This window comes from Comamonas thiooxydans (assembly GCF_000964545.1).
In the GTDB taxonomy this organism is placed as follows: Bacteria; Pseudomonadota; Gammaproteobacteria; order Burkholderiales; family Burkholderiaceae_C; genus Comamonas; species Comamonas thiooxydans.
Window position 1 is genome coordinate 248,987 of record NZ_BBVD01000004.1, and the last position, 20,271, is coordinate 269,257.

Here is a 20,271-nt window from a genome sequence, read left to right on the forward strand (position 1 = left end):
ATGCACGGCACCAGGACAGTTTTCCCATTTTTCAGACCACCAAGCCTGGCCTGTCAAATGGATACCGCTATCAAATCAAAAGCAATCTTGTCGGCGTATGCGCAACCCCGTCCGACCCGGACTGGCCTGTTTGGGCCTGACAATGCAGGGATGAGCGATACACAAGACCCCTCTCACCCCTATGCGGACCTCACGCCGGACTGCGTGATCGATGCGCTGTGCAGCACGGGCCTTGTGCCGGACGGACGGCTGACGGCGCTGAGCTCCTATGAAAACCGCGTCTATCTGGCCCATCAGGACGAGGGCGACAAGGTCGTCGCCAAGTTCTACCGCCCCGGCCGCTGGAGCCGCATCCAGATCGAGGAAGAGCACGCCTTCTCCCAGGAGTTGGCGGACGGGGAAGTTCCCGTGGTTGCGCCGCTGGTGCTGCAAGGGCAAACCGTGCATGAGCATGCGGGCTTTCTGTTCAGCATCAGTCCCTGGCGCGGCGGGCGCCGCCCCGAGCTGGACGACTGGGAGGTGCTGGAATGGACAGGCCGCTTTCTGGCCCGCATCCACACCGTGGGTGCCGCTCGGCCCTTTGAGCATCGTCCGGCGCTGAACCTGAAAAGCTTCGGCTACGAATCCATGCACTATCTGCTCGAACATGAGGTCGTGGCGCTCGAAGTGCGCAGCCGCTGGCAGCAGGCTTGCGACAAAGCTCTCTCATTAATAGCACCATCCGCTGACGGATTAAGCGCTGCAGGCCATTTTGGCCTGCATTCTGCAACGCAGATTCGCCTGCATGGCGACTGCCACCCGGGAAACATTCTCTGGACGCCACTGGACGACGAAGGCCATGGCGGCCCGCATTTCGTCGATCTGGACGATGCGCGCAGCGGTCCAGCCGTGCAGGATCTGTGGATGCTGCTCTCGGGCGACCGGGGCCAGCAGACGCAGCAGCTGTCGGCCCTGCTCGAAGGCTATGAGCAGTTCCGTAGCTTCGACCGGCGCGAGCTGGCGCTGATCGAGCCGCTGCGCACCTTGCGCCTGCTGCATTACAGCGCCTGGCTGGCGCGCCGCTGGCAGGATCCGATCTTTGCCATCAACTTCCCATGGTTTGGCAGCACCGACTACTGGCAGGGTCAGGTGGACATGCTGAACGAACAGATCGAAGCCATGCAGCAGGAGCCGCTCTACGCCTAAGGCGGTCCATGCCTGCAAAGAGCTAGCAGCGCCCCTGCAAACGGCATTCGGGCACGAGCTGCCCACGTGCATCGCGCCATTGCACGGCATCGCCGCTCTGTGCGGGGGCCGGCGGCGGCGCGGGCTGCGCCTCTGGTGCCTGCGGGCGATTGGGGTCATGCAGCACGGTGGAGGACCCCACCCCGACACCCACGCTGGCACCGCCCACACCGGTGGAAGCGCCGACACCGGCACTCCCCAGCACCTGCCCGCGCTGATTGACGCCTACGCCCACACCGACAGGCCCGACGCCCGTGCCGACGCCTGCGCTGAGACCGCCGCTGCCAAGGCCCACGCCCACGGAAAACGGCCCCACCGGAATCCCGACGCCCACGCCAGCTCCTACGGAGCCGCAGGCGGGCAAGACCAGCACCAGAGCAGCGGCACAGACCGTGCTCAGGATTCTGTGATGACCGGGCTTTATGGTGACTGGCATGGAATTCATCTCACTGACTCTCACTGACGTTTGACAGCCGCATTGTCACCCGCCGTGACCGCAAAAAGGTTATCAATCAGTAGCTCGACCAGTGGCTTGAGAGCCAGTTTCTGCGAGCCCTCGGAAGCCAGCAGGTTGTTGTGCACCAGCGCCATCCAGAACGGGCTGGCCAGCAACTGGGCACTGCGGCTGACCGAGCGGGTCTTGAGCTCCCCCTCTTTCACGGCCAGCGCCAGCAAGTCCTGCACATAGTTCTGCCAGGCATCAAAAGCCAGCTCTTTGTACAGTCTGGCCAGCTCGGGCGCATGCCGTGCCTCGCTGAGCACCAGACGTGCCAGCATGCCGCGCTCGCTGCTCTCGACCGCCTCCAGCGTCGGCAGCAGACTGCGGCGCAGAAAGGCACGCACCGTCTCGCTTTTTCGACGCTTGAGCGGCCGGTAGACGGCCGAATGCCGCAGCGCATGCTCCACCACGCCCCGCAGCAGCTCATCCTTGGATGGGTAGTAGAGATACAGCGTGCCCTTGGCCACCTGCGCGCGGCAGGCGATGCGCTCCATGGTGCTACGGGCCACGCCGCACTCCACGAACTCGGCCAGCGCGGCCTCCGCGATCTGCTGACGGGTCTGCGCTGTCTTGTCGAGACTCGGGCCACGCGTGCGCCGCTGACGCTTTGCCACTGTGCCGATATCCGGGTCTGCACAAGGGGCTGCCGTCGCAACATCCGCCATGCTCTGAAATCCTTTTCTAGAATTCATAAAATTGACCAATTAGTCATTTTTAATAATTCTAGGCCAAGCCGACTTGCCCGCATCGGGCATGCGGATGACTGCTCCACCAAAGCCTTCCCAATGCAATCCCGTCTGACTCCCTATGCCTGGGTCTGCTTTTCCATGTGCGTCGGCGTCATGGGAACGGCGCTTGCCAGCCCGCTCTACCCGCTCTACCAGCAGGCCTGGGGGCTGCAGCCCAGCCATATCACGCAGATTTTCGTGACCTATATGCTGGGCGCCTTGATCAGCCTGCTGTTTCTGGGTCGTCTGACCAACCTCTTCGGTTTTCTCAAAGTGCTGCGCCTGGGACTGATGGTGATGACCGTGGGCGTCATCGGCTCGGCCCTGTCCTGGAATGTCTGGAGTCTGGGCGCCTCCCGCTTCATCATCGGCCTGGCCTCGGGCCTGATCACCACTTCGGCCTCCATAGGCATGACCCAGCTCAACAACAAGGGCGACCTGCAGCGTGCGGCTGCGACCACCAGCCTGACGATTGCCTTCGGCTTCGGCCTGGGGCCCTTGGTTGGCGGCCTGATGGCGCAATGGGTGCCCCACCCGCTGGTCAGCAGCTATCTGCCACCCATCGCACTGAGCTTTCTGGGCATCCATGCGCTGTTCAAGATCCAGTTGCCGGCGACCAGTGCCCCCGTCCACAATGCTCCCGGCCTGACACTGAAAGATGTTCTGCCCAGCATTTCCCAGCCGCGCAAGCCTTTTCTCTACCACTATGCGCTGGGCTGCATGGCGGCGTTTTCTGCCTTCGGCATGTTCAGCCTGTTTGCCGCCATGGCCCCCAGCTTCATGGCCCAGATGCTGCCCTGGCACGGACCGGCAGTCTCTGGCCTGTCCATTGGCGTCATTCTGTTTCTGTCGGCCGGCATTCAGCTCATCGCCCGGCCCTACCCCACCAAGCGACTGATCATCATCGGCTTCTTCGCCCTGGCGGCGACCAATGCCCTGCTGGTTCTCAATCTGTTTGCCGGCTCACCATGGCTGTTCGCTCTGAGTGTGCTGAGCATGTCCTGCGGTCATGCACTGTGCAATCTGTCAGGCATGGCCGTGGTCAACAAGGTCTCCAAGCCCGTCAACCGCACTGGCCTGCTGTCCACCTATCTGGTCGTGGGCTATGTAGGCACCATCGTCCCCATCCTGGGCATGGGCTGGCTGTCCGACCATATAGGGCTGGCGGGCGCACTGATAGGCTTCTGTGTCTGTCTGGGCCTGCTGTCGGCACTGCTTGGCATCATCAGCGCAAGGGCACGCGTGCTGCCCGTGCCACGCCAGTAGGCCCGGCTATCTGAAATGCGGGCCGGCTCCCTGCGCCGCAAGACAGTCATGGTCGTTGCGCAGCGGGCAGGCCTGCAGAGACAGGCAGCCGCAGCCTATGCAGGAATCGAGCTGATCCCTGAGCTGGGTCAGCATGGCAATGCGTGCATCGAGCTGTGCCTGCCAATGCAAGGACAGGCGACTCCAGTCGGCCTTGCCGGGTACGCGGTTGGCCGGCAGATGGGCCAGTGCCTGCGCGATCTCGGCCAGGGGTACGCCCATGCGCTGGGCTACCTTGATCACGGCCACCCGCCTCAGCACCGCTCGTGCATAGCGACGCTGATTGCCTGCGGTGCGCGCACTCTCGATCAGGCCCTGCTTCTCATAGAAATGCAGGGCTGATACCGCCACCCCGCTGCGGCTGGCGACCTCTCCCACACTGAGATCCGGCATTCCCTCAGCCTCGGCCACCAGGCCGCTGCCGCATCCATTCATATCGCCAGCCTCTTCACACTGCACAGTCATCTCCCGTTGCTTCCCTTTGTCCCTGCCTGGCCGCCATAACCGCAATCCTATGTGGTCATACAAACCTCTTGACCTCAAGCTTAGTTGAGGTTGAACAATTCCAGCGGCTTCCGGAACAAAGGCCTGCTGCTGGCGGGCCCTGCCGGACCAGCCTTGCCTGAAAGACTTTCATGGACGCCAAGCCCAGTTTCATTGCCCCTGCACCACAACCGTGCTATTTGCAGCCCACCGGTCTTTATGACAGCCTGCCCAATGGCTACACCCATGTGGTCACCGTCCAGGAGCCGCTGCGCTGGCTCTTCGTCTCGGGCCAGGGTGGAGAAAACGCCCTGGCCGAGCTGCCAGACAGCTTTGCCCTGCAAGCTGCGCAGGCTCTGGCCAATATCAAGACCGCCCTGGACGCCGGTGGCGCGGACATGGGCCATGTGCTCAAGCTCACCGTGCTCATCGTCGATCATTCGCTGGAGCGCTTCGAACACTGGCAAAGCGCCGTGAGACAGCATTGGGGCAGCGGCGAACCCGGCGACAAGCGGCCGCGCTTTCCGGCCTGCACGCTGATTCCCGTGCCCAAGCTGGCCCTGCCCGGCATGCTGATCGAGGTGGAGGCCACGGCGGCCCTGCCCATGGCGGTGGGCGCCAAAGCCGCCACTCCCGCCTGACACCCTGCACACCTGAACGCCTCATGAAAACCACAACACCAGCGGCCACTACCGTCCTCTCCAGAACCACCCTGCTGCTCATGGCCACGGCCTGCGGTCTGTGCGCCGGAGCCAATTACTTCAACCAGCCCTTGCTTAACTCCATGGTCCAGCATCTGCACATCAGCGATGCCCAGGCCTCCAGCACCGTGACCATGGCCCAGGTCTCCTACGGCCTGGGCCTGCTGTTTCTGGTTCCGCTGGGCGATATGCTGGAGCGCCGCCGCCTGGTTCTGACGCTGATGCTGCTAGCCGCCTGCGGCATGCTGCTCTCGGGTATCAGCGGCCTGGCAGGCAGTTTTGCGCTGCTGGCTGCCGGCACGCTGATGGCCGGTGTCTTCTCGGTGGCCGCCCAGGTACTGGTGCCCATGGCGGCCACCTTCGCCGCCCCCGGCACCAGCGGCCGCGCCGTAGGGCTGGTCATGAGCGGCCTGCTGATCGGCATTCTGGCCTCGCGCAGCGTGGCGGGGATTCTGTCCGATCTGGGCGGCTGGAGCACCGTCTACTGGGCAGGAGCCATCGCTACGGCCTTCATGGCTCTGCTGCTGGCACGTGCCCTGCCCAAGGCGGCTCCCGCCGCTCCCGTCAGCTATGGTGAAGTCATGAAGTCCCTGGGGGACTTGTTGCGCCGACATCCGCGCCTGCGCAGCCGCGCGCTGATTGGCGGCACCGGCTTTGCCACCGTGAGCGTGCTGTTCTCCACCATGGCGCTGCTGCTGGCCGGGCCGGGCTTTGAACTCTCGGATCTCATGATCGGCCTGATCGGCATCGTGGGCATTGCCGGCGCACTGATGGCCAATGTGGCAGGCCGCATGGCCGACAAAGGGCTGGAGCAGTCCACCACGCTGGCCGGCGCCATTCTGATGCTGCTGGGCTGGCTGTGCCTGTGGCTGGGCGGCAGCAGCCTCTGGTGGTTCATGCTGGGCCTGCTGGTGGTCGACGGTGCCTTGCAGGCTCTGCACATCAGCAACCAGAACGTGGTCTACGCATTGGCACCCGAGGCCCGCTCGCGCATCAATGCCGTCTATATGACCACGTACTTTCTCGGCGCCTCCCTCGGCTCGGCACTGGGCTCGTGGGCCTGGCTGGCACATGGCTGGGCCGGCACCAGCCTCATGGGAGGTCTGCTGGGCCTGTTCACCCTTGCCATGGTGCTCTGGGATCGCAGCCTGCTTGCACGTTCACGCTCCTAATCAATTTTGATAGCTGTTTGCGCCCTACCCATAAGCGATACAGCCAGAAATCATGATAAAAATCCCCGCAGAGCCACCACTCTGCGGGGATTTTTATCGGGGTAACCGAACCGCTCAGGCCAGCAGCGCGTTCACACGCTTGACATAAGCAGCAGGATCTTCGGGCATGCCGCCCTCGGCCAGCACGGCCTGGTCGAACAGAATCTGGGCCAGATCGTTGAAGTGGACCGAGCCGTCGAGCTTCTTGACCAGGGCGTGATCGGGGTTCACTTCCAGCACGGGCTTGGACTCGGGCGCGGCCTGGCCGGCCTGCTTGAGCAGTCGGGCCAGTTGCAGGCTCATGCCGCCGTCGCTGACCACCAGACAGGCGGGCGAGTCGACCAGGCGGCTGGTGGCACGCACGTCTTCGGCACGGTCCTTGAGTGCTTCCTTGAGCTTGGCCAGCACGGGCTTGAAGGCTTCGGCAGCTTCCTCGGCGGCCTTCTTCTCTTCCTCGTTCTGCAGCTTGCCCAGATCCACGGCACCCTTGGCCACGGACTGCAGCGGCGTTCCGTCAAAGTCGTGCAGATAATTGAGCGCCCACTCGTCCACGCGATCGGTCATCAACAGGACTTCGATGCCCTTCTTCTTGAACACTTCGAGCTGAGGGCTGTTCTTGGCCGCAGCCAGGGTGTCGGCCGTGATGTAGTAGATCGCGTCCTGACCTTCCTTCATGCGTGCCTTGTAGTCGGCAAACGAGGTGTTCAGACCCTCATGCGCGGTGGTGGCAAAGCGCAACAGCTTGGCAATACGTTCCTTGTTGCCGAAGTCCTCGCCCAGGCCTTCCTTGAGCACGGCGCCGAACTCGTTGTAGAACTGCGTGAACTTGCCTTCCTTGGCCTTGTCCTCTTCGCTGACGACATCCTGCACGCCATCGGCAGCCTCGGCCGCAGCTTCGTGCCTGTCGTGCCGTGCCAGGTCTTCCAGCATCGAAAGCACGCGCTTGGCCGAGCCGTCGCGGATCAGGCGTACATCGCGGCTTTCCTGCAGCAGCTCGCGGCTCACGTTCAGCGGCAGGTCGGCAGAGTCGATCACGCCCTTCACAAAACGCAGATACTGCGGCATCAGCGCCTCGGCATCGTCCATGATGAAGACGCGCTTCACATAGAGCTTGATGCCGGCATGCTTGTCACGCTGGTACAGGTCGAACGGGGCCTTGGCGGGGATATAGAGCAACTGCGTGTACTCGGTATTGCCTTCGACGCGGTTGTGGCTCCAGGTCAGCGGGTCCTCGAAGTCATGGCTGATGGCCTTGTAGAACTCCTTGTACTGCTCTTCCGTGATGTCCTTCTTGGCGCGGGTCCACAGGGCGCTGGCCTTGTTCACGGTTTCCCATTCGCCGGTCTTGACCATCTCGCCGGGCTGATCGTTCTCGCCGTCCTTCCACTCTTCCTTTTCCATCAGGATGGGCAGGCTGATGTGGTCGGAATATTTGGAGATGACCTGCTTGAGCTTGTAACCGTTGAGAAACTCCTCGGCGTCCTCACGCAGGTGCAGGATGATGCTGGTGCCGCGCTGGGCGCGTTCGATCTGCTCGATCTCGAAGTCGCCCGTGCCGCCGCTGATCCAGCGCACGCCGGCCGATGCCGGAGCACCGGCGCGGCGGGTTTCCACGGTGATCTTGTCGGCCACGATGAAGCCTGAATAAAAGCCCACGCCGAACTGGCCGATCAATTGCGAATCGGCCTTCTGGTCGCCGCTGAGCTTTTCCATGAAGGCCTTGGTGCCACTCTTGGCAATCGTGCCCAGATTGTCGATGGCTTCTTGCTCGCTCATGCCGATGCCGGTATCGGTGATGGTCAGCGTCTTGGCAGCCTTGTCGAAGGAAACGCGCACTTCCAGCTCGGGCTGATCGCCGTAGAGGCTGGCGTCGCCCAGCGCTTCAAAGCGCAGCTTGTCGCAAGCATCCGAAGCATTGGAGATCAGCTCGCGCAGGAAGATTTCCTGGTTGGAATACAGCGAATGCGTGACCAGGTGCAGCAGCTGGGCCACTTCGGCCTGGAAGGAATGGGTTTGCTTTGTCATGTCTTTGTGAGCGAAAAACTGAAATCAAAAGCCGCCCGGAGAACCTCTCAAGGCGATTCGCAGTCATAGCTAGGGCCTGCCCCTGATATTTCAAGGGCTATTCGGGCAAGAAAAAAGCGCAAGCACTTATTCAAAAAGAATAGCTACTTGCGCTTATCAATAAAGGGCCAGAGGCCAATTTCACTCAAAATTCGACACACCCCACAACCGGAGACAGCGAGCAAGGGCCTGGGCGGCCCCGCCGCCCCGCAGCGAGGCTGTCGTCCCCCTCCCGAAGAGAGAGGGGGGAAGGCGCGAAGCGCCTCAGGGGGTGTCAGAAGTTTTCATGCGCAGCCAGATAGCGCCATTGGCCAGTGGGCAGATTGCCCAGGGTCACGCCGCCGATGCGGATGCGCTTGAGGCCCACGACCTTGAGGCCGACCTGCTCGCACATGCGGCGAATCTGGCGCTTCTTGCCTTCGGTCAGCACAAAGCGCAGCTGCTCGGGGTTCTGCCAGTCCACCTGGGCCGGCTTGAGCGGCTGCTCGTCCAGCGACAGGCCGTGACGCAGCAGAGCCAGCTTTTCCTCTGGGAAGACGGACTGCACATCCACGTCGCGATCGCCGAAGGTCACTCGCACCAGGTATTCCTTGTCGACTTCCGAGTCCTCGCCAATGATCTGGCGCGCCACGCGGCCGTCCTGCGTCAGCACCAGCAGACCCACGGAGTCGATGTCCAGACGACCGCAGGGAGCCAGGCCCTTGAGCTGGCTGAAGTTGAAGCGCGTCTTGCTGCGGTCTTCGTTCCAGCGGTTCTCGTTGGTGATCAGCACCACGGCGGGCTCATGGCCGTCCTCGGCCTGACCGCTGACATAGCCCATGGGCTTGTTCAGCAGGATGGTGACCTGCTGGTCCTGGCGTTCCTGAGCCTTCTGGTCGATCTCGATCCTGTCGCCGGGCACCACGTTCTGACCCATGGTTGCGACTTCGCCATTGACCGTGACCCAGCCGTTTTCCACCCACTCATCGGCTTCGCGACGCGAGCACATGCCCATGTCGGCAATTCGCTTGTTGATGCGAATGGCACCGGGACGGTCGTCCTGGCGCGCTTCGGCTTCGGGAGCACGCTTGACGGGAATCGCACGGTCCGAGCCATCGGCTGCGGGGCGATAGGTGCGAATACCGGTGGTGGGGCGACGGGTCGCCTCCGACACAAACGAGCCGGGGATATGGCGCTTTTCAGGCTCGCTACCGCGCTCGTCGCGGCGTTCACCACGGCGCTCGTCGTTGCGGCGGTCATCACCGCGACGGGCATCCCCGCGGCGGTCGTCACGATCAAAGGAGCGGCCTTCGGGACGGTCACCGTAGCCACGGTTCTGCGGACGATCACCAAAGTCGCGGCCTTGCGGGCGATCGCCACCACGGCGCTCGCCATCACGGGGCTGGTATTCACGGCGTTCGCCACCTTCGGAGCGGTCTGGGCGACCATAACCACGGCTTTGCGGACGGTCACCAAAGTCACGACCTTGAGGACGCTCATCGCGGCGGCCTTCAAAGCGATCACCGCCACGACGTTCGCCGTCGCGTGGACGGAATTCACGGCGCTCGCCACCTTCGGAGCGCTCAAAACGGCCCTGGTCGGGACGGCCAAAACCGGACGAACGTGGACGGTCACCAAAGTCACGGCCGCCTTGCGGGCGGTCATCACGGCGGTCGTCACGGGGGCGGAATTCACGGCGCTCGCCACCTTCGGAACGCTCGAAGCGGCCCTGGTCGGGGCGACCAAAACCGGACGAACGTGGACGGTCACCAAAGTCACGGCCGCCTTGAGGGCGGTCATCACGGCGGTCGTCACGGGGACGGAACTCGCGGCGCTCGCCACCGCGATCACCATCACGCGACTCGCCATAGGGGCGAAAACCACGGTCACCGCCGCCAAAGCGGCGCTCGCCGCCTTCATCGCGATCGGTGCGGGGGCGGCGCTCATCGCGCTGCGAGAAGCCGCCGCGACGTTCACCGTCGTCACGAGCAGGGCGGCCGCCATCGGGACGACCAAAGCCTGAAGCGCGGGGGCGCTCGTCGCGCTCACGCTGAGGGCGGGCGCCACGTTCGCCACGCGGGCCTTCACCACGCGGGCCGCGATCGGTACCGCCAGCGGGCCTGGAGCCACGGGCTGCCGCAGGCTTTTCGGCCTTGGCTGGCTTGGCCGGTGCACGCAAAACAGGGCGCGCCGACGAGGAATCAGAGGGCGCGGAGGATTTGCCAGCACCAGGGGCGCCGGACTCTTTAGGAGGTTTGACTGACATTTGGGCGTAATTGTCTCGCGACGCGCGGGCGCGAGGCGAGAGTTATCCACAATTCCAGCGCGGAGCTAGGTTATAGGACGTCCCTCAGGCAAGCGCCTTGCGCGACGCACAGAACTCACCATGCCGCAGCGCTTCCAGGTCCAGTACGCGCAGGCCGCCATACTCAATCTGGATCACGCGCTCGCGCTGCAGCACAGACAAGGCCTCGTTCACACGCTGACGTGACAGGCCGACCAGATTGGCCAGCTCCTGCTGGGTGATGCGCAGAATCTGCCCCACGCCGGGATAGAGCAAGGGGTTGAACAAGGCGGCCAGAGTACGCGCCACGCGCAGATCGGGGTTGCTCATGCGGTCGATCTCACGCGCCGCGATGAACTGGCCCAGGCGCTCGTTGAGCTGGTTCATCACAAAACGATTGAAGCCTATGGAGTGATCAAGCAGCCAGTGGAACATGTCTATGGGCAGGCCACCCACAACCGTCTTGCGGATGGCCTGCACGTTGTAGCGATAGGGCTCGCGCTTGATGACCGTTCCCTCCCCAAACCAGCCGCCGGGAGGCAGGCCGGCCAGCGTCATGCTGACTCCGTCGGCGCTTTCGGTGTTCATCTTGAGCAGGCCGTCGACCACGCCAAACCAGTAGGTAGGCGGGCGACCAGTGCGGCAGACATAGTCGCCCGGCTCGGCATCGCCGACGAGCAGCACGCGTGCCACGTTTTCACGCTCCATGGGCAACAGAACGGGCCACCAGGGAATGCCATCGAGTTCTGAGCTCAAAGGCTTGCGCCGCCTTTGATGCAGGGACAGTTCTTGACTCATGCCCAGAAGCATTGCCAAAGCCGCGCTGGCGCAACAGCGGGATTTCCACGAGGCAGCAAATGCGCCATTTTCAGCAGCATTTGTTACAGCGGATTTTCACTATGCAGGCTTTCCCTCAAATTGTCGTCAAACAGACATCCTGACGTCAAAGTCACTCATAGCATGTCTGCAAGACTTTCGTGAAGGGTAGCCGCGGCGGCTCCAACCCCAACCAAGAGGATCAGGCATGACAACCACGTTCCCGCAACTGCTGCTCAAGCACGCGACAGAACGCCCCGATGCGCCCGCCCTGCGCGAAAAGGAGTATGGCATCTGGCAAACCTGGAGCTGGCGCGAAGCCGCACAGACCGTACGCCACATGGCCTGCGGCCTGCGCGCGCTGGGGCTTGAAAGTGGCCAGAACCTGGCGTTCATCAGCGATAACCGGCCTCATGTCTACATGGGCTTTCTGGCCGTTCAGGCCTGTGGCGCAGTGCCCATTCCGCTGTACCAGGATGCCGTGGCCGCCGAGATGCGCTTTGTGATGGAGGACGCGGAGATCGCGTTCGCCTTTGCCGAGAACCAGGAACAGGTGGACAAGTTGCTGGAAGTACGCGAGAGCGTGCCAAGCATTCGCCACATCATCTATGACGACCCGCGCGGCCTGCGCAAATATGACCAACCCGGACTCATCAGCACCGATGAGCTGCTGGCCAAGGGCAAGGAATGGGATGCACGGCACGCAGGAGCCTATGAGGCCATGCTCCAGGCCGTCTCGCCCGACGATGTCTCGGTCATCCTCTACACCTCGGGCACCACGGGCAAGCCCAAGGGGGTGTGCCAGACCCACGCCAGCTTTGGCGAATCTGCCCGCGGCGGCGTGCAGACCGATGGCCTGAATGCTTCGGACAATGTGATCTGCTATCTGCCGCCGGCCTGGGTGGGAGACCATCTGTTCTCGTTTGCGCAATGGCTGGTGGCGGGCTTCACCATCAACTGCCCGGAATCCGCCTCGACCATCGCCATCGACCTGCGCGAGATCGGACCCAGCTACTACTTTGCTCCGCCGCGCATATTCGAGGGCATGCTGACCTCGGTTTCCATTCGCATGGAAGATGCCTCGCCGCTCAAGCAATGGATGTATGCCAAGGCCATGGAGGTGGCACGTCGCGTAGGCTCGGACATTCTGGACGGCAAGAACGTCAGTGCCATGGATCGCCTCAAATACCAGTTGGGCAGCTTGTTCATCTACGAACCGCTGCGCAATGCTCTGGGCCTTTCGCGCATCCGCGTGGCCTATACGGCAGGCGCTGCCATCGGCCCCGAGCTGTTTCGCTTCTTCCGCTCCATCGGAATCAACCTCAAGCAGCTCTACGGTCAAACCGAAACCTGTGCCTATGTCTGCCTGCAGCGCGACCGCCAGGTGGAACTCTCCAGCGTGGGCCAGGCGGCTCCGGGCATCGAGCTCAAGATTGCCGACAACGGCGAGGTGCTGGTCAAGGGTGTGTCCGTGCTCAAGGAGTACTACAAGCGCCCCGACGCCACCGCAGAGGTGATCGACGCCAGCGGCTACTTCCATACCGGCGATGCCGGCGTGATCGATGCCAACGGTCAGCTGCGCATCATCGACCGCGCCAAGGATGTGGGCAAGACCAGCCGCGGCGCCATGTTCGCGCCCAACTACATAGAGAACAAGCTCAAGTTCTTCCCGCATATCAAGGAAGCCGTTTGCTTCGGCCATGGCAAGGACGAGGTCTGCGCCTTCATCAACATCGACTACGAGGCCGTGGGCAACTGGGCCGAGCGCCAGGGTCTGCCCTACGGCGGCTATGTGGACCTGGCCAGCAAGGCCAAGGTGCTGGAGCTGGTGGCCGACTGCATAGACAAGGTCAACGCCGACTTGGCCAGCGAGCCCGGCATGGCCGACACCCAGGTGGCGCGCTTTCTGGTACTGCACAAGGAGCTGGACCCCGATGACGACGAGCTGACCCGCACCCGCAAGGTGCGCCGCAACTTCATCGCCGACAAGTACGGCGTGCTGGTGGAGGCGCTCTACACCGGCAAGCAGCAGCAGTTCATCGAGACCCTGGTGAAGTTCGAGGACGGCCGCACGGGCAGCGTCAGCGCCACGCTGACCATCGTCGAAGCCAAGCTCCACCCGGCTTCGGCCAAGGCTGCCGCCTGAGAGGAATTTTCATGAATACAAGAACCAGCGGCGAAGTGATTCTGGACATCAAGAACATCAGTCTGCGTTTCGGCGGCGTCAAGGCATTGACCGATATCTCGTTCAATGTCAAAGAGCACGAAATCCGCTCCATCATCGGCCCCAACGGTGCTGGCAAGAGCTCCATGCTCAACTGCATCAACGGCGTCTATACACCGTCCGAAGGCTCCATCACCTTTCGCGGCCAGACCTTCAGTCATATGAACAGCCGCCAGGTGGCCGAGATGGGTGTCGCACGCACCTTCCAGAACCTGGCGCTGTTCAAGGGCATGAGCGTGATCGACAACATCATGACCGGCCGCAACCTCAAGATCAGGAGCAACATCCTCATGCAGGCCCTGCGCATCGGCCCCGCGCAACGCGAGGAAATGCAGCACCGCGAGTTCGTCGAGCACATCATCGACTTTCTCGAAATCCAGGCCTATCGCAAGACTCCCGTGGGTCAGCTTCCCTATGGCCTGCAAAAGCGCGTGGACCTGGGCCGAGCCCTGGCCATGGAGCCTCAGGTTCTGCTGCTGGACGAGCCCATGGCCGGCATGAACGTGGAAGAAAAGCAGGACATGTGCCGCTTCATCCTCGATGTGAACGAGGAGTTCGGCACCACCATCGTGCTCATCGAACACGATATGGGCGTGGTCATGGACATTTCGGACCGTGTCGTGGTGCTGGACTATGGCAAGAAGATCGGCGACGGCGCTCCCGATGAAGTACGCAACAACGAAGACGTGATCCGCGCCTATCTGGGCGCAGGCCACTGAAGGAGCAGTCATGGGATTTTTCTTAGAGACATTGTTCGGCGGCCTCATGGTGGGCACGCTGTATGCACTGATCGCCATCGGCTTCGTGCTGATCTTCAAGGCCTCCGGCGTCTTCAACTTTGCGCAAGGCGCCATGGTGCTGTTTTCAGCCCTGGCCATGGCGCGTTTTTCGCAATGGATTCCCGGCTGGCTGGGCCTGGAGCCGGGGCTGATCGGCAACCTGCTGGCCATCGCCGTCACCCTGGCGCTGATGGTGGGCGTGGCCTGGGTGATCGAACGTCTGGCCCTGCGCCATCTGGTCAATCAGGAGCCCATCACCTTGCTGATGGCCACGCTGGGCATTGCCTATTTGCTCGATGGCCTCGGCCCCATGGTCTTTGGCAGCGAGGTCTACAAGATTGACGTGGGCATGCCCAAGGATCCTGTCTTCATCATGGACAGCCTGTTTCAGGGCGGCGTGATGATCAGCCTGGAAGACCTGTATGCGGCCTGCATCGCAGCCATCCTGGTGATCTGCCTGAGCCTTTTCTTTCAGAAGACCAAAACCGGACGCGCGCTGCGTGCCGTGGCCGACGACCACCAGGCCGCCCAGTCCATCGGCATTCCGCTGTCGCGCATCTGGGTCATCGTCTGGTCGGTGGCCGGCGGCGTGGCTCTGGTCGTCGGCATCATCTGGGGCAGCAAGCTGGGCGTTCAGTACTCGCTGTCGCTGGTGGCCCTGAAGGCCCTGCCCGTGGTGATTCTGGGCGGCCTGACATCACTGCCCGGCGCCATCATCGGCGGCCTGATCATCGGCGTGGGAGAGAAGCTCTCCGAGGTCTACATCGGCCCCATGGTGGGCGGCGGCATCGAGACCTGGTTTGCCTATGGTCTGGCCCTTTGCTTCCTGCTGGTACGACCCCAAGGTCTGTTCGGCGACAAGATCATTGACCGCGTCTGAACAGGGAGAACAAGAATATGTTTTATCGTGAAAACGGCCAGTTCAAGACCAGCTACGCGGCAGACCAGCAGATCTTCGGCGTCGCGCAGGACCGCTGGGTCATCCTGCTGGTGCTGGCCTTTGCCTTCCTGGCCATTCCCTTCATTGCCAGCGACTACACCTTTCAGGCGATTCTGATTCCTTTCGTCATCATGTCGCTGGCGGCGCTGGGACTCAATATCCTCGTCGGCTACTGCGGCCAGATTTCGCTGGGCACGGCCGCCTTCATGGCCGTGGGTGCCTATGCGGCCTACAACCTGCAGGCCCGCATTGAAGGCATGCCTTTGCTGGTGGCACTTCTGGGCGGTGGCGTGGTGGCCATGGCGTTCGGCGTGGTGTTCGGTCTGCCCAGCCTGCGCATTCGCGGCCTGTATCTGGCCGTGGCCACGCTGGCCGCCCAGTTCTTTGTGGACTGGCTGGCGACCCGCGCGGCCTGGGTGACGAACAACTCCTCATCCGGCTCCGTCAGCGCCAAGCCACTGGCCATTCTGGGCTGGGCCATCGACACGCCCATGGAAAAGTACCTGCTCTGCCTGGCCATCCTGTGTCTGCTCGGACTGGCCGCCAAGAATTTGGTGCGCAGCTCGGTAGGTCGTGAATGGATGGCCATGCGCGACATGGACGTGGCAGCTGCAGTGATCGGCATCCGCCCCACCTACGCCAAGCTGTCGGCCTTTGCGGTCAGCAGCTTCATCGTCGGCGTGGCCGGTGCGCTCTGGGGCTTTGTCCACCTGGGCGCCTGGGAACCCGCAGCCTTCAGCCTGGACCGCTCTCTGCAGTTGCTGTTCATGATCATCATCGGCGGCCTGGGCTCGGTCGTGGGCAGCATCTTCGGCGCCGCCTTCTTCGTGCTGCTGCCGCTGCTGCTCAACCAGGTGCCCCACTGGCTGGGCCTGCCGCTGTCCACAGCCACGGCGACCTATCTCGAGCACATGATTTTTGGTGCGCTCATCGTGTTCTTCCTGATTGTGGAACCCCACGGATTGGCCAAGCTCTGGGCCACGGCCCGTCAGAAGCTGCGCGTCTGGCCGTTTCCGCATTGATGACTCCCCTTGTGCCGCTGACGCGGCTTCTCCCAAGGGGGACGGCACCTTCGCCGGGGCGGCCCCGCCGCGAGGCGGCTCTTGCTCGGTGCCCTTGAATTGCTGAGTGCTTGATTGAGAGATAGCTGATTTATTTACAAGACACCGCAGAGTGCCTGCAACCGGGACAGCGTCCCATACAACCCAAGGAGACAGTCGATGATGTTCAAGAAAGTTGCGATTGCTGCCGCTGCTGTTGCTGCAGGCATGGGAGCCTTGATGGCCTCGCCTGCGGCTCAGGCCCAGGAGCAGTTCGTGCCTCTGCTGGTGTATCGCACGGGCCAGTTCGCGCCCCTGGGTATTCCATGGGCGGACGGCAAGCAGGATTACCTCAAGCTGGTCAATGCCAAGGGTGGCGTCAACGGTGTGAAGATCAAATTCGAGGAATGCGAAACCGCCTATGACACGGCCAAGGGTGTGGAATGCTACGAGCGCCTCAAGAACAAGGACGGCGGCGCCTCGGGCTTTGACACCCAGTCCACCGGCATCACCTTTGCCGTGACCGACAAGGCTCCCGGCGACAAGGTGCCAGTGGTCACCCCAGGCTATGGTCTGTCCCAGTCCGTGGACGGCAAGGTCTTCGAGTGGAACTTCCCGCTGCTGGGCAACTACTGGACAGCCGCCGACTCCATCGTGCAGGACATTCTGAAGAAGGAAAAAGGCAACCTCAAGGGCAAGAAGATCGCACTGGTCTATCACGACTCGCCTTATGGCAAGGAGCCGATTCCGCTGCTGGAAAAGCGCGCCGCCAAGGATGGCTTTGAGCTGATCAAGCTGCCCGTGACTGCCCCCGGCGTAGAGCAAAAATCCACCTGGCTGCAGATTCGCCAGAACCGCCCCGACTATGTGCTGCTGTGGTCGGCCGGCGTGATGACTCCTACGGCCGTGCGTGAGGCGCAGGCCACGGGCTACCCGCGCGAGAAGATGTATGCCGTCTGGTGGGGCGGCTCCGACCATGACGTCAAGGACATCGGTGCCGGCGCCAAGGGCTACAACACGGTGACCATCCACAACACTGCCGAGAGCGACAAGGTGCATGGCGACATCAAGTCCATGCTCTACGACAAGGGTCAGGGCACCGCCAAGGACGCCAAGGAACTGGGCCAGCTGGCACATACTCGCGGCATTGTGATCTCCATGCTGCAGGTCGAGGCCATCCGCACCGCTCAGGAAAAGTTCGGCAAAGGCAAGGTCATGACACCCGAGCAGGTGCGCTGGGGCCTGGAGAACCTGAATATGACGCAGGAACGCCTGAACGAGCTGGGCTTCGGCAAGATCATCCGCCCCTTCAAGACCAGCTGCGACAACCATCTGGGCGCCGACTGGGCCCGCATTGCCACCTGGGACGGCGCCAAGTTCAAGGTGACTTCCGACTGGTACCAGGCCGACAAGTCCATGGTCGATCCGCTCTACAAGGAATTCGCGGAAAAGTACGCCAAGGAAAAGAACGTCAAGGTAAGAACCTGCACCCCCTGAGGCGCGTCGCGCCTTCCCCCTCACTGGCGCCTGGCGCCTGAGGGGGACGACATCCTCGCTGCGGCGCGGCCAGCCCCGGTCCTTGCTTGATGTCTCTGACCAAGGCTCGCCTCGTCGCAACCGGATTTATAAAAATCAGCCTCAAGCGCTTATCCATGAAGTGCAGACAGCTATCTATTTTGAGTTATCAGGTGACCGCATGACCGATATCGCGCACACAGTTTCCACTTCCGCCCAGACCGCACCGCTGGTGGAAGTCAATGGCATCGAGGTCATCTACAACCATGTGATCCTGGTGCTCAAGGGCGTCTCGCTACAAGTCCCCCACCAAAGCATCGTGGCCCTGCTGGGCGGCAATGGCGCGGGCAAGACCACCACGCTGCGCGCCATCTCCAATCTGCTCAAGGGCGAGCGCGGCGAAGTCACCAAAGGCGGCATCACACTGGAAGGCGAGCAGATCGCCAACCTCTCGCCCGCCGAACTTGTCAAGCGCGGAGTGGTCCAGGTCATGGAAGGACGCCACTGCTTCGCCCACCTGACGATCGAAGAAAACCTGCTCACCGGCAGCTACACACGCACGGACAAGGGCGAGATTGCAGCCAATCTCGAGAAGGTCTACAACTACTTCCCGCGCCTCAAGACCCGGCGCACCAGCCAGGCGGCCTACACCTCGGGCGGCGAGCAGCAGATGTGCGCCATCGGCCGTGCGCTGATGAGCAACCCGCGTATGGTTTTGCTAGACGAGCCCTCCATGGGCCTGGCACCGCAGATCGTGGACGAGGTCTTTCACATCGTCAAAGACCTCAACAGCAAGGAAAAAGTCACCTTCCTGCTGGCCGAACAGAACACCAACATGGCGCTCAAATACGCCGACTACGGCTACATCATGGAAAGCGGGCGCATCGTCATGGACGGCTCCGCCAAGGATCTAGCCAGCAACGAGGACGTCAAGGAGTTCTATCTGGGCGTGGGCGGCGGCGAACGCAAGAGCTTCAAGGATGTGAAGAGCTACAAACGCAGAAAACGCTGGTTGGCTTGATGACTGCCCCCTGAGGCGCTTCGCGCCTTCCCCCTAGGGGGACGACGGCCTCGCTGCGCGGCGGCGCTTGCTCGCTGTCTCTGGCTTGGTGCGCGCCAGTTTTTAACTTGCGCCCATTGACTTCAGTTTTGCTTGCAGATTTTCTCTACAGGATTTGCCATGAGTGATTTCTACGATGCCCTGGAAACCCGCAGCCCCGAACAGCGCGAAGCCGACTGCATGGCCAGCCTGCCGCTGCAGATTGCCCATGCACAGCAGCGCTCCAGCGCTTTTGCCGAAATTCTCAAAGGTGTGGATGCGTCCCGTATCACCAGTCGCGCAGCGCTGGCCACCTTGCCTGTGACGCGCAAGAGCGAGCTGCTGGAGCGCCAGGCTGCACAGCGTCCGCAGCAGATTTTTGGCGGCTTCAATGCCATTGGCCTTGGCCACGACATGCCCAGGCTGTTTTCCAGCCCCGGCCCCATCTACGAGCCCGAAAGCCGCCGCCCCGACTACTGGCGCATGGCCCGCTCCATGTACGCCGCGGGCTTCAGGTCTGGGGAGCTGGTGCACAACTGCTTCAGCTATCACTTCGTGCCCGCCGGATCGATGATGGAAACCGGTGCTCAGGCCCTGGGCTGCACGGTGTTCGCGGGCGGCACGGGCCAGACCGAGCAGCAGGTGCAGGCCATGGCCGATCTGCGGCCTGCGGCCTATGTGGGTACGCCCAGTTTTCTGAAAATCATTGTGGAAAAGGCCCAGGAGATGGGAATGAAGCTGCCCAGCCTGACCAAGGCCATGGTCAGCGGCGAAGCCTTCCCCCCCTCGCTCAGCCAATGGATGCGCGATCATGGCATAGACGCCTACCAGAGCTATGGCACGGCCGATCTGGGCCTGATTGCCTATGAGACCAGCGCCCGTGAAGGTCTGGTGCTGGACGAGGGCGTGATCGTGGAGATCGTGCGCCCCGGAACCGGCGACCCTGTGGCCGAGGGCGAGGTGGGCGAGCTGGTCATCACCACGCTCAACCCCGACTATCCGCTGATCCGCTTTGGCACGGGTGACCTCTCGGCCTATCTTGCGGGAACCTGCCCCACGGGTCGCACCAATGCCCGCATCAAGGGCTGGATGGGCCGCGCCGACCAGACCACCAAGGTGCGCGGAATGTTCGTGCATGCCAAACAGGTGGCCGAGGTCGTCAAGCGCTTTCCGCAGATCGTCAGGGCCAGGCTGGTGGTGACGGGTGAGATGGCCAACGACCAGATGCAGTTGCTGGTTGAAACCACGGAAACCGCACCGGGCTTTGCCCTGCAGGTGATCGACGCCTTGCGCGAAGTCACCAAGCTGCGCGGCGAAGTGCAGATGGTGTCTCCCGGAAGCCTGCCCAATGACGGCAAGGTGATCGAGGACGCGCGCTCCTATCAGTGAAGCTCTGAAGAGCTGCCGGCATTCGGCTGGCTCTGCGACCTAAAGGTTTTG

Annotated in this window: 17 protein-coding genes; 11 read left to right on the forward strand and 6 right to left on the reverse strand. The window is 62.5% G+C overall.

All coding sequences use genetic code 11. The features are described from left to right. Nucleotides 1-150 precede the first annotated feature (150 nt). Nucleotides 151-1,185, forward strand: a complete 1,035-nt coding sequence (locus Cth01_RS06390; protein WP_034354785.1) for a serine/threonine protein kinase — start codon at nt 151-153, stop codon at nt 1,183-1,185. Nucleotides 1,186-1,207: 22 nt separating this feature from the next. Here the strand turns inward: Cth01_RS06390 and Cth01_RS06395 are convergent, their stop codons facing one another. Both Cth01_RS06395 and Cth01_RS06400 read right to left on the reverse strand, forming a co-directional pair. Then, nucleotides 1,208-1,660: a hypothetical protein gene (locus Cth01_RS06395; RefSeq protein ID WP_045838857.1), complete on the reverse strand. Its 453-nt coding sequence runs from the start codon at nt 1,658-1,660 to the stop codon at nt 1,208-1,210. Nucleotides 1,661-1,680: 20 nt separating this feature from the next. After that, entirely contained in the window at nt 1,681-2,388 is a 708-nt protein-coding gene (locus tag Cth01_RS06400; protein WP_034354790.1) for a TetR/AcrR family transcriptional regulator, read from the reverse strand. 120 nt (nt 2,389-2,508) lie between these two features. Here Cth01_RS06400 and Cth01_RS06405 point away from each other — a divergent pair, with 120 nt between their 5' ends. Then, on the forward strand, nt 2,509-3,717 hold the full coding sequence (locus Cth01_RS06405) for an MFS transporter (protein WP_082085640.1): 1,209 nt from the start codon (nt 2,509-2,511) through the stop codon (nt 3,715-3,717). Nucleotides 3,718-3,723: 6 nt separating this feature from the next. On the opposite strand, the gene soxR is transcribed toward Cth01_RS06405, so the two are convergent. Continuing rightward, complete coding sequence (gene soxR, locus Cth01_RS06410; protein WP_003068674.1) at nt 3,724-4,191, reverse strand: redox-sensitive transcriptional activator SoxR; 468 nt, start codon at nt 4,189-4,191, stop codon at nt 3,724-3,726. A 200-nt stretch (nt 4,192-4,391) separates the two neighbouring features. Between soxR and Cth01_RS06415 the strand changes: the two genes are divergently transcribed. Then, nucleotides 4,392-4,880, forward strand: a complete 489-nt coding sequence (locus tag Cth01_RS06415) for a RidA family protein (protein ID WP_045838772.1) — start codon at nt 4,392-4,394, stop codon at nt 4,878-4,880. A gap of 23 nt (nt 4,881-4,903) precedes the next feature. Then, nucleotides 4,904-6,112 carry an MFS transporter gene (locus Cth01_RS06420; protein WP_045838773.1) on the forward strand — a complete coding sequence of 403 codons (1,209 nt, stop codon included), beginning with the start codon at nt 4,904-4,906 and terminating at the stop codon, nt 6,110-6,112. 114 nt (nt 6,113-6,226) lie between these two features. Here the strand turns inward: Cth01_RS06420 and htpG are convergent, their stop codons facing one another. The 3 genes from htpG to Cth01_RS06435 all read right to left on the reverse strand — a co-directional run bounded on the left by htpG (nt 6,227) and on the right by Cth01_RS06435 (nt 11,276). Continuing rightward, nucleotides 6,227-8,176 carry a molecular chaperone HtpG gene (htpG, locus tag Cth01_RS06425; RefSeq protein WP_045838774.1) on the reverse strand — a complete coding sequence of 650 codons (1,950 nt, stop codon included), beginning with the start codon at nt 8,174-8,176 and terminating at the stop codon, nt 6,227-6,229. 313 nt (nt 8,177-8,489) lie between these two features. Beyond that, nucleotides 8,490-10,460 (reverse strand): pseudouridine synthase, encoded by a 1,971-nt coding sequence (locus Cth01_RS24250; RefSeq protein ID WP_233425116.1) that lies wholly within the window; start codon nt 10,458-10,460, stop codon nt 8,490-8,492. An 84-nt stretch (nt 10,461-10,544) separates the two neighbouring features. Then, nucleotides 10,545-11,276: a Crp/Fnr family transcriptional regulator gene (locus tag Cth01_RS06435; RefSeq protein ID WP_034355313.1), complete on the reverse strand. Its 732-nt coding sequence runs from the start codon at nt 11,274-11,276 to the stop codon at nt 10,545-10,547. Between the two features lie 226 nt (nt 11,277-11,502). Here Cth01_RS06435 and Cth01_RS06440 point away from each other — a divergent pair, with 226 nt between their 5' ends. The 7 genes from Cth01_RS06440 to Cth01_RS06470 all read left to right on the forward strand — a co-directional run bounded on the left by Cth01_RS06440 (nt 11,503) and on the right by Cth01_RS06470 (nt 20,220). Beyond that, on the forward strand, nt 11,503-13,440 hold the full coding sequence (locus tag Cth01_RS06440; protein ID WP_045838775.1) for an AMP-dependent synthetase/ligase: 1,938 nt from the start codon (nt 11,503-11,505) through the stop codon (nt 13,438-13,440). An 11-nt stretch (nt 13,441-13,451) separates the two neighbouring features. Beyond that, nucleotides 13,452-14,237, forward strand: a complete 786-nt coding sequence (locus tag Cth01_RS06445; RefSeq protein ID WP_003068658.1) for an ABC transporter ATP-binding protein — start codon at nt 13,452-13,454, stop codon at nt 14,235-14,237. Between the two features lie 10 nt (nt 14,238-14,247). After that, nucleotides 14,248-15,177, forward strand: coding sequence for a branched-chain amino acid ABC transporter permease (locus Cth01_RS06450; protein ID WP_034377271.1), 930 nt, complete (start codon nt 14,248-14,250; stop codon nt 15,175-15,177). Nucleotides 15,178-15,194: 17 nt separating this feature from the next. Beyond that, a complete protein-coding gene (locus Cth01_RS06455) occupies nt 15,195-16,259 on the forward strand; it encodes a branched-chain amino acid ABC transporter permease (RefSeq protein ID WP_003068654.1) in 1,065 nt (354 codons plus the stop codon). A 198-nt stretch (nt 16,260-16,457) separates the two neighbouring features. After that, on the forward strand, nt 16,458-17,774 hold the full coding sequence (locus tag Cth01_RS06460) for an ABC transporter substrate-binding protein (protein ID WP_034354805.1): 1,317 nt from the start codon (nt 16,458-16,460) through the stop codon (nt 17,772-17,774). Between the two features lie 199 nt (nt 17,775-17,973). Next, a complete protein-coding gene (locus Cth01_RS06465; RefSeq protein ID WP_012840001.1) occupies nt 17,974-18,813 on the forward strand; it encodes an ABC transporter ATP-binding protein in 840 nt (279 codons plus the stop codon). Nucleotides 18,814-18,972: 159 nt separating this feature from the next. Then, complete coding sequence (locus Cth01_RS06470; RefSeq protein WP_034377273.1) at nt 18,973-20,220, forward strand: phenylacetate--CoA ligase family protein; 1,248 nt, start codon at nt 18,973-18,975, stop codon at nt 20,218-20,220. Nucleotides 20,221-20,271: the final 51 nt, after the last annotated feature.